This is a genomic window from Paractinoplanes ferrugineus (assembly GCF_016862195.1).
GTDB classification, from domain to species: Bacteria; Actinomycetota; Actinomycetes; order Mycobacteriales; family Micromonosporaceae; genus Actinoplanes; species Actinoplanes ferrugineus.
Genome location: NZ_BOMM01000092.1, coordinates 19,538 through 33,241 on the forward strand (window position 1 = coordinate 19,538; position 13,704 = coordinate 33,241).

At 69.4% G+C, this 13,704-nt stretch carries 10 protein-coding genes and 4 pseudogenes; 9 read left to right on the forward strand and 5 right to left on the reverse strand.

Annotated features, from left to right (window positions below):
- Positions 1 to 29 precede the first annotated feature (29 nt).
- Positions 30 to 227 (reverse strand): annotated as a pseudogene (locus Afe05nite_RS42045) (cold-shock protein); the annotation flags it as partial.
- Positions 228 to 1,690: 1,463 nt separating this feature from the next.
- Between Afe05nite_RS42045 and Afe05nite_RS42050 the strand changes: the two are divergent.
- Positions 1,691 to 2,101, forward strand: coding sequence for a hypothetical protein (locus Afe05nite_RS42050; protein WP_203822945.1), 411 nt, complete (start codon positions 1,691 to 1,693; stop codon positions 2,099 to 2,101).
- Positions 2,102 to 2,489: 388 nt separating this feature from the next.
- Here the strand turns inward: Afe05nite_RS42050 and Afe05nite_RS42055 are convergent, their stop codons facing one another.
- Positions 2,490 to 2,705, reverse strand: a complete 216-nt coding sequence (locus Afe05nite_RS42055; RefSeq protein WP_203822946.1) for a hypothetical protein — start codon at positions 2,703 to 2,705, stop codon at positions 2,490 to 2,492.
- A 178-nt stretch (positions 2,706 to 2,883) separates the two neighbouring features.
- Between Afe05nite_RS42055 and Afe05nite_RS42060 the strand changes: the two genes are divergently transcribed.
- The 4 genes from Afe05nite_RS42060 (at position 2,884) to Afe05nite_RS42075 (ending at position 8,019) form a co-directional block, all read left to right on the forward strand.
- Positions 2,884 to 4,089 (forward strand): sensor histidine kinase, encoded by a 1,206-nt coding sequence (locus Afe05nite_RS42060; RefSeq protein ID WP_203822947.1) that lies wholly within the window; start codon positions 2,884 to 2,886, stop codon positions 4,087 to 4,089.
- Positions 4,086 to 4,748, forward strand: coding sequence for a response regulator transcription factor (locus Afe05nite_RS42065; protein WP_203822948.1), 663 nt, complete (start codon positions 4,086 to 4,088; stop codon positions 4,746 to 4,748). The genes Afe05nite_RS42060 and Afe05nite_RS42065 overlap by 4 nt, the downstream gene beginning before the upstream one ends.
- Before the next feature lie 164 nt (positions 4,749 to 4,912).
- A complete protein-coding gene (locus Afe05nite_RS42070; RefSeq protein ID WP_239118625.1) occupies positions 4,913 to 5,632 on the forward strand; it encodes an ABC transporter ATP-binding protein in 720 nt (239 codons plus the stop codon).
- Positions 5,629 to 8,019, forward strand: a complete 2,391-nt coding sequence (locus Afe05nite_RS42075) for an ABC transporter permease (RefSeq protein WP_203822949.1) — start codon at positions 5,629 to 5,631, stop codon at positions 8,017 to 8,019. The genes Afe05nite_RS42070 and Afe05nite_RS42075 overlap by 4 nt, the downstream gene beginning before the upstream one ends.
- 133 nt (positions 8,020 to 8,152) lie before the next feature.
- Here Afe05nite_RS42075 and Afe05nite_RS42080 read toward each other — a convergent pair whose 3' ends face one another.
- Entirely contained in the window at positions 8,153 to 8,734 is a 582-nt protein-coding gene (locus tag Afe05nite_RS42080; RefSeq protein ID WP_203822950.1) for an LmbU family transcriptional regulator, read from the reverse strand.
- Positions 8,735 to 8,821: 87 nt separating this feature from the next.
- On the opposite strand from Afe05nite_RS42080, the gene Afe05nite_RS42085 reads away from it, so the two are divergent.
- Together Afe05nite_RS42085 and Afe05nite_RS42090 are read left to right on the forward strand one after the other, a co-directional pair.
- The gene (locus Afe05nite_RS42085; protein ID WP_203822951.1) at positions 8,822 to 9,154 is read left to right on the forward strand and encodes a hypothetical protein; all 333 of its coding nucleotides are present in this window, start codon (positions 8,822 to 8,824) and stop codon (positions 9,152 to 9,154) included.
- Positions 9,155 to 9,507: 353 nt separating this feature from the next.
- The gene (locus Afe05nite_RS42090) at positions 9,508 to 10,173 is read left to right on the forward strand and encodes a DUF1345 domain-containing protein (protein WP_203822952.1); all 666 of its coding nucleotides are present in this window, start codon (positions 9,508 to 9,510) and stop codon (positions 10,171 to 10,173) included.
- A gap of 681 nt (positions 10,174 to 10,854) precedes the next feature.
- On the opposite strand, the pseudogene Afe05nite_RS42095 reads toward Afe05nite_RS42090, so the two are convergent.
- Positions 10,855 to 11,360: pseudogene (locus Afe05nite_RS42095) on the reverse strand (transposase); the annotation flags it as partial.
- Between the two features lie 187 nt (positions 11,361 to 11,547).
- Between Afe05nite_RS42095 and Afe05nite_RS42100 the strand changes: the two are divergent.
- Positions 11,548 to 12,957: a pyridoxal phosphate-dependent decarboxylase family protein gene (locus Afe05nite_RS42100; protein WP_203822953.1), complete on the forward strand. Its 1,410-nt coding sequence runs from the start codon at positions 11,548 to 11,550 to the stop codon at positions 12,955 to 12,957.
- Positions 12,958 to 13,015: 58 nt separating this feature from the next.
- On the opposite strand, the pseudogene Afe05nite_RS42105 reads toward Afe05nite_RS42100, so the two are convergent.
- Positions 13,016 to 13,288 (reverse strand): annotated as a pseudogene (locus Afe05nite_RS42105) (IS1380 family transposase); the annotation flags it as partial.
- On the opposite strand from Afe05nite_RS42105, the pseudogene Afe05nite_RS42110 reads away from it, so the two are divergent.
- A pseudogene (locus tag Afe05nite_RS42110) lies at positions 13,278 to 13,505 on the forward strand (response regulator transcription factor); the annotation flags it as partial. The pseudogenes Afe05nite_RS42105 and Afe05nite_RS42110 overlap by 11 nt on opposite strands.
- Between the last annotated feature and the right edge of the window lie 199 nt (positions 13,506 to 13,704).

The following is a 13,704-nucleotide window of genomic DNA, read 5'->3' on the forward strand; positions in this document are numbered from 1 at the left end:
GCACCGCCGGCGGCCTGCTCGGCGGTGCCGCGCACGCGCAGCGCCTGGGGACCGCGGTCGTTCTTGCCGGCCTCAAACTCGACGGCCTGACCCTCACGGAGCACCTTCGAGCCGCCGTCCCCGACGATCTCGGAGGCGTGCACGAACACGTCTGGTGATCCGTCGTCGGGCGCGAGGAAGCCGAACCCCCGTTCGGCGTCGAACCAGCGGACGATCCCGTGCGGCATAGGAGAACTCCAGATCGTTAGAGCGGCATTGCTCCCAGTCTCGCTGACGCCGTCGTGCCCGGGACCACCGGGACCGGCCACGGTCAGTCGGTTGTCCGGAGGTCGAAGGCGGCCAGGACGCGGGTGGCGGTCGCGAACGACTCCGACCGGCTCGTCGCACCGGCCCGCCCGCCGCGCGGCCGCTCGACGTGGCCGACGATGAGTTCGACTCCGTGGCCGAGCGCGTCGTTGCCTGGTGGGCCCGCTCAGCGCCGACGGTGACCGGCCCAGACGCGCCGATGCCGTGCCCCGGGCATACGGCGCTGACCCGGACCAGTCCACGGACCCTCAGCACACGCTGCTCAGCGTCTGCTACTGCGGTCATCCCCGCTCCTACGACTACAAGCACCAAGGACGAGACGTGCCCCGGCCTCATCGGTGCAACGTGACCACTCGACAACCCACAGCGCATTGACAGCGGCAAATCCGGATACTTCTCCCCCTTGGTCGCGTGGCGGGTGGCGTACCCGTAAACGCCCCCGTCGGTGTAACAAGCCAGACCGGGTGGGTTCGGAGGTCTCAAATCTCCTCGACTGATCGTCTGCGTGGCAGGCACAGGCAGATCTAGAACCCGTCATGGATTTAGGTCAAGGTTCCAACACGGAGTTGGACCAGTGCATCGTCGTCCCATTCTTGTCGAGACCGCGCCGGCGGTAGCTCCGTTCCGGCGCACCCTGCTGGAGCGGCGAACTCAGTCCTCAACTGATTCAGCAGAGCCTCTGCCACGCGCATTACTTCAGGAGACGCATCGGGGTCATCGAGGCTGAGTCCGAGAACCGCTGCTCCCTCCTGAGTGATAGTGATGATTGCCCCGTAGTGCTCCACAGCGTTGAGATACAGGGAGAACCCGTCAGCTGGCTCACCGTTAGGACTCAGCTCAGCGATCACAGCCCAGTCAGCTTGATCGGCGTCCTGCGCGATGTAAGCGCGGACGAAGGCTGATAAGCGTTCGTCCCCAGGCTCTGTGACGTCGACGAAACGGTCGATGAAGCCGTTGAGTGTCTGCGGCTCACACACGGGCACCCAGACGTAAAGATCAACGCATGGTGGCATGCCACGAAGCTAGCGCCATACGCGAGGTTTGTCCGTTCATCGTCGAGTCCAACGCCAGGATGCACGAAACCACCACGCTCGACAGCAAGCGGACGGGAGGCAGATTCGGATGCTCTCGTCGGTGCCGAACTCCTGGCCTCATACTCTTGATCGCGCCGACAGGCGTTCTACCCGCAACCGCCCGTCGGCGCCTCGGCGTGGTGCTGACACGAGGCCCAGCCAACAGGGTGCGCCTTATCGGCCAAACGAGTACACCGGCGGAGCCCAGTAGTCGATCGGCGGATGAGTGTTCAGGCCGGGTTCAGTTGGGGTAGCAAACGAGTCGGAGGCCGACTGGATTCGGACGTCGGACTTGTGATGTGCTGAGGGCTATGGAAGCCGAGGGAGAAACGCGCGTAGTTTCGATCCCGTTGGAGCGGGCGATTGAAATCGGCCGAATTCTGGAGAATGTCGCGGGCTCGCTACACCGCATCTCATCGCGCATGATCAGCGGCGACGCTGACGCTCACACGCTCGACAAGTTCATGAGAGATTGGCTTGTAGAGCCTCGACTCCTCCAGGCACGTGGAGAGATTTGGGACGCTATCGAGCAGGTTATCGGCGAGGAGTTAACCGATGAGATCGCCGAATCGGTGGCTCACTTCCCCGATCCTCCCTCCGAGGACATCCGCATCCTGGCTGAGCAACTCGAGAAAGAGCTCGAGGAAGATCGGAAGGAGTCGGAGGAGTGGCTGAAGGCTCAAGGCTTCACGCGCGAGTCAAATCCGCACCTATTTGAATGACAAAATCAGAAAGATCCGCTGCTGGCAAAGCGCACTCAACTCGGCAAATCCGGATGCCGCCCTGTCGTCCGCCCCCATCGCCAGCCGGCTTGAACACGTTCGACTACACGTCCAGCGCTTGTGACCTTTCCGGGAACCCAGAACAATCATTCACATTAGATCGCCGCAGCTTAGACACTTGATCCGCTCGCCCCGCCTTCGATCCTTGGGCGAATAGAGATCAACTCCGATGGTGCTCCCAATCCGCGCCCACCCGTAAGCAGCAACGAGGCACAAACTCCTTGCAGACCGTCAACGGCACGTCAGAGCGTGTGCGGTGACGTGGTCAGACTGCTGCCGTCTCCGATCCTGACATCTTCGGTGCATGCCATGCGTTGCCGTGCTGCGCTCAGATGCGGAAGGTGGAGACGAGGTTGCTGAGTTCGGTGGACGCGGCGATGTTCGCGGCGGTGCTGCTCATCTGCTCCGACGCGCCCGCAAGGGAGGTGGCGGGCCCTTCGATCGTGGCGATGTTCTGCCAGAGGGCCAGGGCGGCCGAGACGGCCGGGGGCGGTCGGCAACAGGACGCCGTCGGCGAGAGCCTCGAGCCGCTTCCCGGTCTCATCGTCGCTGCCAGGCATCCGGATCGCATCGACATAGCTGAGAGTCCTCGCCATCTCCTCAGCATGGACCACCGCCGCCATGCTGCTCGACCGAAATCCCCCTCGTGCGCTCGCTCGATTTCACCTTCCAGTGGAGTCCGAACGGCCGGCCGGCCGGGACCGGGTCACTATCCTCGCGCTATGGGGTCTCTCGCGCGCTGCGTCGACCGGGCCGTCCTGATCGACGCAGCGGTGTCCGTGTCGGTCGTCGTCCTGGCCACCTGGTGGTGGCACCAGTTCCGGCTGGGTGGGCTGATCTACGGCCTGCTGACCGGCACGGTCCTGCTGTGGCGCCGCCGCCGGCCGGTCGCCGTGCTGGTGGCGGTGGGGGTGATCGCGGCGCTGACCGCGATGATCGAGGTCCGCGGTACCCAGCTGCACGAGGGGATGCTGTTGTTGTCCCTGGCGGTGGCCACCCATGCGGTGCTCGCCCACACCCCATCCCTGCGTACGGCGGGGGCCTGGGCCGCCGCCTCCCTGGTCGGCGCCGGTTTCCTGGTCAACGCGCGGCCGTCGGCGACGATCGCCGACCCGGTGGGGGTGATCGTGCGGCCGCCGGTCGATCTGGCTGCGGTCGGCTCGTCGGTCCTCGACCTGGCCGGGTTCGGCGCCCTGGTCTGTGCGGCCGGGCTGAGCCTGCGGTTCCTTGGCGTTCAGCGGGTGACGGCGGCCGAACGCCGAGGAAACGCCGAACGGGAACGGGCGCAGCTGGCCCGCGTCGCGGTAGCCGAGGAACGGGCCCGGATCGCCCGGGAGCTGCACGACATCGTCGCCCACTCGCTGTCAGTGATCGTGCTGCATGCGCAGGGCGCGGAGTACGCCTTCGACCGTGACCCGGCCCGGACCCGCGCGGCCCTGGGCACGATCGGGACCACCGGCGCCGACGCCCTGGAGGAGATCCGCCAGCTTGTCCGGATCCTGCGCGACGGCGGCGGGGGCGGCGATGAACCCGCCCCGGACCACACGCTCGCCTCGGTGGTGGAACGGGCGCGGGCCGCGGGCGCGGCGGTCGAGCTGGTCGTCGACGGCGCGCCGGCCGAGCTGCCCCGGGGCGTCGCGCTGGCGGTCTACCGGATCGTGCAGGAGTCGCTGACGAACGCGCTCAAGCACGCCGGCCCGGCGCCTGCCGTGACCGTACGCGTCGCTTATCGTCCGGGCGCGGTGGAGCTGGAGATCAGCGACGACGGCGCTCCGTCGGTCCGTACGCCGTCCGGTGGGCACGGGCTGATCGGCATGCGTGAGCGGGCCACCCTCTACGGTGGCACCTTCGACGCCGGCCCGTACCTCGGCGGCGGCTGGCGGGTCCGCGCCCGCATCCCCCTGATCTCCGCGGGGGTGCCGGCATGATCCGGGTGGTGCTCGCCGACGACCAGCAGCTCGTCCGGGCCGGCTTCCGCATGGTGCTGGACTACCAGCCGGACATGACGGTGGTGGGCGAGGCCGGCGACGGCGCGGAGGCGCTGCGCCTGCTGCGTACGACTGAGGCCGACGTCGTGGTGATGGACCTGCGGATGCCGGTGCTCGACGGGGTGGCCGCGACCCGGCGGATCTGCGCCGCCGGGCCTCGCCCGCGGGTGCTGGTCCTGACCACGTTCGATACCGACGAGGAGGCGTTCGCCGCGCTGCAGGCCGGGGCCAGCGGATTCTTGCTCAAGAGCGTGCCCCCGGAGGAACTGCTGTCCGCGATCCGGGCGGTGGCCGGCGGGGACGCCGTGGTCGCGCCCCGGGTCACCCGCCGGCTGCTCGACCGGTTCGCCGGCCGGCTGATGGCGCCGGGCGACCCGGCGGCCATGCCCGCCGACTTGACCGACCGGGAGAAGGAGGTCCTGCTGTTGCTCGCGGAGGGCCTGTCGAATCTCGAGATCGCCGGCCGGATTCGGGTCTCCGAGGCGACCGTCAAGACCCACATCGGGCGGATCCTGACCAAGCTGGGACTGCGCGACCGCGTGCAGGCGGTCGTCTTCGCGTACGAGTCGGGTCTGGTGCTGCCGGGCCGCGACAGCTGAGCCGGACCTGCGCGGTCGGGCGCACGAGCCGACTCCCGGCGATACCTGAGTCGCACGCGTACGACTCAGGTCGTACGCGTCGCACCATCACCAGGACGGACGACTCACGGCCGGGTGATCCCTAGCGTCGAGATCACTGATCATCGACGAACGGGAGGAAGACCGTGCCGGCTCTGCGGGCCATCGGCCTGAGCAAGGTGTACGGCAGCGGCGAGACCGCCGTGACCGCGCTGAACGGTGTTGACATCGACTTCGCGGCGGGCCGGTTCCACGCCGTCATGGGCGCCTCGGGCTCCGGCAAGTCGACCCTGATGCACTGCCTGGCCGGCCTGGACCGGCCGACCAGCGGCACCGTCCGGATCTTCGACGCCGACCTGACCACGCTGACCGACGAGAAGCTCACCCTGATGCGCCGCGATCACGTGGGCTTCGTCTTCCAGAGGTTCAACCTGCTGCCGGTGCTGACTGCCCGGGAGAACATCCTGCTGCCGCTGGCCATCGCCGGGCGCCGGCCCGACCAGCAATGGTTCGACCGGGTGGTGGCGTCGGTCGGGCTGACCGACCGGCTCGACCACCGCCCGTCCGAGCTGTCCGGCGGCCAGCAGCAGCGGGTGGCCGTGGCCCGCGCGCTGATCACCCGCCCGTGGGTGGTGTTCGCCGACGAGCCGACCGGTAACCTCGACTCGCGTTCCGGCGCCGAGGTGCTCGGCCTGCTGCGCGACGCGGTCTCGGCGCTCGGCCAGACGGTCGTGATGGTGACCCACGACCTGCGGGCCGCCGCGTACTGCGACCGCGTGGTGTTCCTCTCCGACGGTCGCTACGACACCGCCCTGGAGAGCCCGTCGGCCGACGAGATCGCCGCGACGCTGGAGCGGACCCGATGACCGGCCTGATCGGGCTGACCCTGCGCACGACCCGCGCCAACCTCACCCGCTCGCTGCTCTCCTCGCTGGCGGTGGTGCTGGGGGTGGCGTTCGTCTGCGGCAGCCTCATGTTCACCGATGGCCTGGCCGCGGCAATGACCGGCCGCGCCGTCGCCCAGTACCACAACATCGACGTCGAGGTCACCGCGGAGCCCGCCCGGGACGACAACGGCCTGGCCGACCGGGTCCGCCGGGTCGACGGTGTGCGAGCCGCCGAGGCGACGTGGTCGCTGCCGTTCGTCGGTCTCGCCACCGCGCAGGGCCGGAAGATCCGGGGCACGCACGAGGCCGTCAACGTGTCGCCCGACCCGGCGCTGCAGCCGTTCGGCGCGAGCCGGGGCCGGATGCCGGCGACGGCCGGTGAGGTGGTGCTCGACCAGCACACCGCCGAGCAGGACCGGCTGCGGGTCGGCGACCGCCTGCTGATCAGCAACTTCGGCGGCGAGCCCGGCACGTACACCCTGGTCGGTCTGACCCCGGCGACCAAGGACACGGTCGGCGGTGCGGGCGCTCTGATCGTCATGACCACCGGCGACATCGCGGCGATGGCGGGCTATCCGGCGAACACCGTGATCGTCGACGCCGCGGGCGGGGTCACCGACGCCGAACTGGCCGGCCGGATCGCCGCCGCGACCGGCTCCGAGGCGGTGCCGCACGACGAGTTGGTGCGGCGGGCCACGGACGCCGCGGTCGGTGACGCCGACACGTTCCGCACCGCGCTGCTCGGCTTCGGAATGCTCGCGGTCGGCATGGCCGCGTTCGTCATCGCCAACACGTTCACCATCGTGCTCGCCCAGCGCACCCGGGAGACCGCCCTGCTACGCCTGCTCGGCACCACCCGCCGGCAGGTGTTGCGCTCGGTGCTGCTGGAGGCGGCCGTGATCGGCGTGGGCGGATCGGCGATCGGGTTGGTGGTGGGCGTTCTCCTGTCGTACGGCCTACCGGTCACGCTGTCCGCGGTAGGTGCCACGGCCGACGTCAGTCCGGTGATCTCCGTACGGACCGTGCTCGTCGCCCTGGCCGTCGGGGTCGGGGTGACCGTGCTGTCGGCGTTGCTGCCGGCCCGGCGCGGCACACGGGTCCTGCCGGTGGAGGCTCTGTCCGACGCCGCCGTGCAGGTCGCCCGACCCGCCGGCCGACCCCGGCGCGCGGCCGGAGGCACGCTCACCGCCACCGGTCTGGCCGGCCTCGCCGGGGCCACGGTGGTGCACTCGACGGGCCTGGCCATCGCCGGGACGCTGATCATCGTGACCGGGTTCCTGCTGCTGAGCCCGATCGTGGTGCCGTTCCTCCTCCGACTGGTGCACCGCCCGCTCGCCGCGATGGGCGGGGCCACGGTGTCGCTCGCGCTGCTGAACGCCGTACGCAATCCGCGCCGTTTCGCCACCACGACCAACGCCCTGATGGTCGGGGTAACCCTGGTCGGCACGTTCACGCTGCTCGCGCACAGCGCGGAGGCCCCGGCGCAACGGCGCGCCGACGCGAAGATGTCGGCGGCGTTCCTGGTCACCTCCGACCTCGGGGTGATACCGCCGGCCCTGCTCGACGCCCTGGCCGCCCGACCGCAGCTGGCCGCCGCCCGGCCCACCTACGAGCTCTTCGACGACACGAGCGGCTTGGAGGTACGAACCGGCGGGCAGCCGGCCGGAACCGCGGTCGTCTCCGCCGACGCCGGCACCACCACCGGCGACAAGATCAAGGTCGGCACGCGGACGTTCCCGGTCTCCTCGGTCACGGGCGGCACCAAGACGGTCTGGCTCAACCCGGCCGACATCAGGGCCGCCTTCGAGACACCCTTCCTCACCGACGTGCAGGTCGACCCGGCCCCCGGGGTGCCGGCGAAGAACGCACGCGCGGCCCTGGAGACGGCGCTGGCCGGCTTCCCGACCGCGATCGCCTACGACCACGACGAGTACGCCAAGCACCTCAACGCTCAGCTGAACCGCGGCCTGGACGTCGTCACCGCGTTGCTCGCCCTGGCCGTCATCATCGCGCTCATCGGCGTGGCCAACACCCTGACTCTCTCGGTGGTCGAACGCACCCGGGAGAACGCCCTGCTGCGGGCGGTCGGCCTGACCCGCCGCCGGCTGCGCATCATGCTCGCTACCGAAGCGGTGATCATGGCCTTGACCGGTACGCTGATCGGCGTGGCGGCGAGCGTGGCGATCGCTCTGTCGGCGCTCGGCTCGATCAAGACCGAGGGCGAGGGCATCTCCCTCGCGGTGCCGTGGGACCGCCTCGGCGTACTCCTTGTCGTCGCCGTCCTGGCCGCACTCGCGGCCTCGATCGTCCCGGCCCGGCGGGCGATCCGCGTCCCGGTCGCGGAAACCCTCGCCGCGGAGCAATAGGCCGGTGAAAAAGTGCCATTTCGCCGGCTTCGTGACGATGGCCCGATTATCACCGGCCCGCCGCCCCGGGCCGCCCAGCGCGGAGGGCCGGTTGTCCCGCCGGCGGGACAACCGGCCCTCCGGCGGCACGCGCCTACGCCGTTTCGTCGAGCATCGCGGCCGCGGCCTCGTCCAGGATGCTCACGATCCACTGCTCGAGACTCCCGCTGCTGCGCTGCGCCGCCGCCTGCCACCGCAGCAGGCGATCCCGATCGGCGGCGATCCGGGGCAGGGCCACCTCCGCCGCCGGCGTTTCCGCCTCACCCCGCGCGGCACGCAGGCTCAGCCGCAGCTTGTTGCGCGACCACCGGAGGTCCTCGGCGCGGTTGAGCCACAGCTCCTGCTGCTCCTCCGGCAGACGCGCGACCTCGGCGTGGTGCTGGAAGCTGAGCGACTCCCGCCGGCGGTCCAGCGTGAACCGGCGTGCTGTCCACGCGTAGTTGCGGACGGTCTTGTACTCCAGGCCGACCATCTCCACGGCCCGCTGATATCGATCCCCGTAGCGCCGCTCACCGTGCTCGATCCAGTCGCCGATACACCAGGCCGACGAGTTCATCACCTGCGCCAGCTGGAAACCCGCCCGTTCCCAGCCCTCGTAGTTGAGTCCGGCGGGGATCCGCAGGCCGACCGGGGTCACGAGAATCCGACTCGACGCCCGTGGCACCGTCCCGTTCATCGTCGGCAGCCTCTTGGCCCGATCCGCCTCGCTGGTCCCTGCTCGCTGGTCAGTCGACGGCACCGTCCGTCCCTCACATCCTGGCTCGTGGGGAGCAGGACTGAGCCGGCTCTCCTCGATCATCTTCTGAGCCCGGACGCTCGGCCTACCGCAATCGTCCCGACCCTGATCGGCGGGCTCAACGCGCTCGTCGGCCCGGGCGGCCCTCCGGTCGACAGTGGCCTCGTCCTGCTCTCCGGCGGCGTCCTGCTGGACCCGGTGAGTGGCCGCTACGCGACGGTCAGCCGCGATCCGTACTGCGAACTGGCGACCGGCCGGCTCAAGGACAACCTGACCGTCACCTGGCGCCCGGTCGTGGCCGGCGCCTGCACCGGCGCCCGCCGCACCGCCTACCTCGCACCGGCCGACCTGACCGGCTGAGGTCCCGCGTTCGCCGCCACCAGCCGCGGCTCCGCCGGCGGCCCGGCCGCGCCCGGTCCGCGCATCTCGTCGAGCGTGCGAGCTGTGCCGTTCGATGATCGCCGGAGATAAGCTTCCGCGCAGCCTCGCGCTCGTCGACGCCCGCCCGGCCCCGGGCGCGCGCATGGTGCTCGACCGCCACCGGTGCGAGCAGGGCTGAACCACGCCTGTCCCGCCGGCGGGACCACATCGGCGTTCTCTCCGGAGGCGCTTCGTCGGGCGTGTGCCCTCCCCTACCCCAGCGGCCGCACGGGCGTCGCGGACGCGAGCCTGCCCGTCCTGGACCGACCCTCCCCGACCCGGAATGGAGAGAAATGCCGAGCGAGACAATGGTGGCGGCGCCCCCGAGGCGAAGCATGTTCGATCTGGTGTTCGTGTCCGCCTGTGTCGTGACCGCCGTCGCCGTCTTCCTGGGTGCCGACGAGAACACCCGGATCGGCGCGCTCACCCGGCTCCTGGTGCTCACCGGTCTGCCCTGGGTCGCCCTCGCTTCCATCTGGACGGTCATCCGTTTCCGGCGCATCCGCCGGGCCCAGCGCGGGAACCGCAACTGGACCAGCACCCTCGCCGGCCGGCGCACGACCCGGGTGATCATCACGAGCACCTCGTTCATCGTGCTGGGCAGCGGCATGCACATCGCGCTCTATCGCGGCAGCGACGCGAACGCGGTCATGGTGCGGTCGGTCAGCATCCTCATGGTTCTGACGGCCTGGGTGATGCTCCATCTGGCCTACACCGAGCGGTACGCCCGGCTGGAGCTGGAGAACACCGGCGAACCGCACCTGGAGTTCCCGGCCACCGCGCGCCCGACGCTGCTCGACTTCACCTATTTCGCCTTCGCGATCGGCACCACGTTCGGCACCACCGACGTCTCCGTGCGGACCAGTCACGCCCGCGGCGTCGTCATCGGCCACGGCCTTCTCGCCTTCGTCTACAACACCGCGATTCTCGGCATGGCGCTCAGCCTGCTCACGGCGTGAGCCCGGCCGGCGCGACCGATCCGATGCAGGGCCGAATCCCGCTCGGCCGCAACACGCACCGAGCAGGTCGGGCCGGTCCCGGCCAACCACACGGTTATGGAAGGCACCGGTACGGCGGTCGCCAAATCGTGCAGTCGGCCGCGATCACGGCGTCCAGTGGCCGATCATCGATGAGGTCCGTCGCGAGAATCGCAGCGGACCTCGGATGTGCGGTCAGGTTCGTGGACCACGGCCGCCGATCAGTGGCATGTCGGGCTCTATGCCTTGGTACGGCTGGCTCACCGCGCGCTCGCCGACCCGGCGTCCGCAGCGCACCGCGGTCGCGATCGATATTCCCCAGCGGTCCGTCGTGGCCGTGGCAACAATCCCGATTGGCAGAAGCACAACCGGAACCGCCACCGCCCATCGCCGACGCGGACACCACAACCCCCGCCTGGCTTCGAACGTTCCCGACATCAGCCGCACACGATCTGCTTGAACGCGGGTCATTCCGAAAGACGCGATTCCGGCAGTTGAATGCGACCCGTCGGATCCAACCTGGGGGATGCCCGACTAAATCTGGCCAATAGTGGATGCAATACGCACAACACCACAGTGTTGGCACGCGCTTTGACATGAGCTCTGCGTCTGACCATGCCGGCGTGATCGGAATAGTGTGGTGACGCGTCTGGTCTCAGCGCACAACGGGTGGAAGCCGAAGGTTTTCTTCCAGGTCCGGGTCGCTGATTCCTTGTCGGAGTGGCAGAGCACGATGGAGGCGTCGACGTCCAGGACCAGGCCCGGCACCTGCTGATCGGCCACTGTTGGTGCGGGTAGCTCGCCGCGGGTCTCGGTGTGCTGGGCCCAGGCGACCTCGCGGGCCGCCGCCCGGGCCGCGCGCAGCTCGGCCAGCATCGGTTCGTCGAGGTCGGCGAGCAGCCGCCACGCGGTCGGGTCCGAGGCGACCGGCCCGAACAGTGCGGCCTGGTGGCGCAGCACGGCGAGATCCGCGATGGCTTCGCCGCCGTCGGCGAGCATCACCGCCAGGTCCACCGCGATCCGGCCGGGTCGTGACCACGCTGCCGCTGCCGCAGCCCGGCGAGAGCTTGGTTGAACGTGCTGGTCAGGCCGGTCGCGTCGGCGAGATCGGCGAGCAGTCGGGCACCGGCGTGACTGATCACGCCCCGCCCGCCGCCTGTGACCACGATCTACGGACGTGTTGGGGTAGCCTGCACCCTGCAAGTGCCTTCCGTGACGGGATGAACAGGACTCTCGACAAGCCCTATTTTCCCAGATCAGAAGGCACTTCTGCGTTTCCAGCCCAACCCTTGGACAGCCCTTGACGAAGGGCTGAGGCTAGTCCTGCACGGTCGAGTTCGGGTGAAGGAGAAGTAGATGGATCACAGCACCGCCTCTGATTCCTTTGATGGGGCACATATCGTTCTTCGGCGGGCAGCGGAATTGGCGATGGAGTACCTGCGGGATCTGCCGGACCGGCATGTGGACGCGATCACCGGCTACGACGAGGTCCTGGACCTTCTCAGCGGCCCGGTCCCGGAGCACGCCACGGATGCAGTGGCAGTGGTCCAACGGCTGGCCGCGATCCTCGGCCCTGCCACCATCGCCAGCGCCGGTCCTCGCTACTTCGGGCTCGTCGTCGGCGGGTCCCTTCCCGCCGCGCTGGCTGCCGACTGGTTGGTGTCCACCTGGGACCAGACCGCCTACAGCCGGATGTCCTCGCCGGCAGGTGCCGCGGTCGATGCCGTCACTGAACAGTGGATCCTGCAGGTGCTAGGTCTGCCGACTGAAGCGACGGTCGGGTTCGTCACCGGCGCCACGGCCGGCAACACCGTCGGTCTGCTCGCCGCACGCCACGTCCTACTGCAACGGCAGGGCTGGGACGTTGAGGCCGATGGGCTCACTCAGGCCCCCCGCGTCCGCGTGATCGCCGGCGACGAGGTCCACCCGTCGGTGCTGCAGGCAATCCAGATGATCGGCCTGGGAGCGCGCCTCGTCGAACGCGTCGCCGTCGATGACCAAGGAGCGATGCTCGCCGACGCGCTCGCCGACACCCTCGCCGCCGACCCAACTCCCGCCATCGTGTGCGCACAAGTCGGCAACGTGAACTCCGGCGCCTGCGACCCCATGGCACAGATCGTCGACCTGACCCGCGAACACGGCGGATGGGTCCACGTCGACGGCGCATTCGGACTGTGGGCACAGACATCACCACGCCTGTCGGAACTCGTCGCCGGGGTCGAGCGAGCCGATTCCTGGTCGACCGATGCCCACAAATGGCTCAACGTCCCATACGACTGCGGCCTGTCCATCGTCAATCACCCCAACGCCGCTCGCGCCGCGCTCGGCGCAACCACCAGCTACCTGCCCACCAGCACCGCCCGTGAACCCGGCGTCCTCGTCCCCGAGATGTCCCGCCGATCTCGCGCCGTGCCCGTGTACGCGGCACTGGCATCGTTGGGCCGCCCCGGCGTCCAGGCCCTGATCGAACGCTGCTGTGATCACGCCCGCCGGCTGGCTGACGCCGTCCGCGATGACGCCGGCTTCATCGTCTGCAACGACGTCGTGCTCAACCAGGTCCTCGTCCGCATCGACGACGACGAGACCACCTGGCAGGTGTGCGAGCACGTACGCCACAGCGGCGAGGCCTGGGTCGCCGGAACCGTATGGCACGGTCGAGCAGCGGTGCGGGTGTCCTTCTCGAACTGGGCCACCACAGACGATGACGTCGATCGACTCGCCAACGCACTGCGAGACGCCGCAACGGCACTGCGCACAGGCCGATGACACGACGCCCCGAGCGTCATCTCCCAGCGCTGATCATCTCCAGCGCGCCGGGCGGCGTGGCGAGCGAGAGGACCTGGCTCAGCGACAGCAGTCGCCACGCCGTGGGGTCCGAGGCGACCGACCCGAACGGGCCGGCCTCGTTACGCCGCACCGCCAGATCGGCGATGGCCTCACCACCATCGGCGAGCATCACCGCGACATCGACCGTGATCCGGCCCGGATCGTGGCCGCGCCGCCGCTGCCGCAACCCGGCCAAAGCGTGACCGACCACGCCCGGACCGTCCCCGGCCGCCGTGATCTTCGAACGTGTTGCGGTAACCGAGGCCCTCAACGTGCTGACCGACCGGGAACGCGAGGTCGTGGTCCTTGTCGCCCACGGGCTGTCGAACGAGGAGATCGGCACCCGGCTGTTCCTGTCGCCGCTGACCGCCAAGACGCACATCAACCGGGCGATGGCCAAGCTCAAGGTCCGCGGTCGGGCGCAGCTAGTCGTCTTCGCCTACCAGAACGGCCTAGTCGTCCCGACCGACAGACTGCCGCCGGCCTGAGCTAATAGGGCGGTTGGACATCGACTACGCCTAAATCCAGTCCAGCGAGCAGCGCTCGTTCCTCATCCCGAGCCCCGGGTGTGGGCGCTCACACCGAATCCGCCGGATCTTCCAGGACTGCGGCACCAAGGAGAAAGGCCCTACAGCAAATGGGCCCAAAAGCACCGCCGCACCCGCCCTCGCATGCCAGAAGGCCCAC

Coding starts and splice junctions, on each gene's coding strand:
- Afe05nite_RS42050 (WP_203822945.1), top strand. CDS start 1,691: ATGGAAGCCGAGGGAGAAACGCGCGTAGTTTCGATCCCGTTGGAGCGG.
- Afe05nite_RS42055 (WP_203822946.1), bottom strand. CDS start 2,705: ATGAGACCGGGAAGCGGCTCGAGGCTCTCGCCGACGGCGTCCTGTTGC.
- Afe05nite_RS42060 (WP_203822947.1), top strand. CDS start 2,884: ATGGGGTCTCTCGCGCGCTGCGTCGACCGGGCCGTCCTGATCGACGCA.
- Afe05nite_RS42065 (WP_203822948.1), top strand. CDS start 4,086: ATGATCCGGGTGGTGCTCGCCGACGACCAGCAGCTCGTCCGGGCCGGC.
- Afe05nite_RS42075 (WP_203822949.1), top strand. CDS start 5,629: ATGACCGGCCTGATCGGGCTGACCCTGCGCACGACCCGCGCCAACCTC.
- Afe05nite_RS42080 (WP_203822950.1), bottom strand. CDS start 8,734: ATGAACGGGACGGTGCCACGGGCGTCGAGTCGGATTCTCGTGACCCCG.
- Afe05nite_RS42090 (WP_203822952.1), top strand. CDS start 9,508: ATGCCGAGCGAGACAATGGTGGCGGCGCCCCCGAGGCGAAGCATGTTC.
- Afe05nite_RS42100 (WP_203822953.1), top strand. CDS start 11,548: ATGGATCACAGCACCGCCTCTGATTCCTTTGATGGGGCACATATCGTT.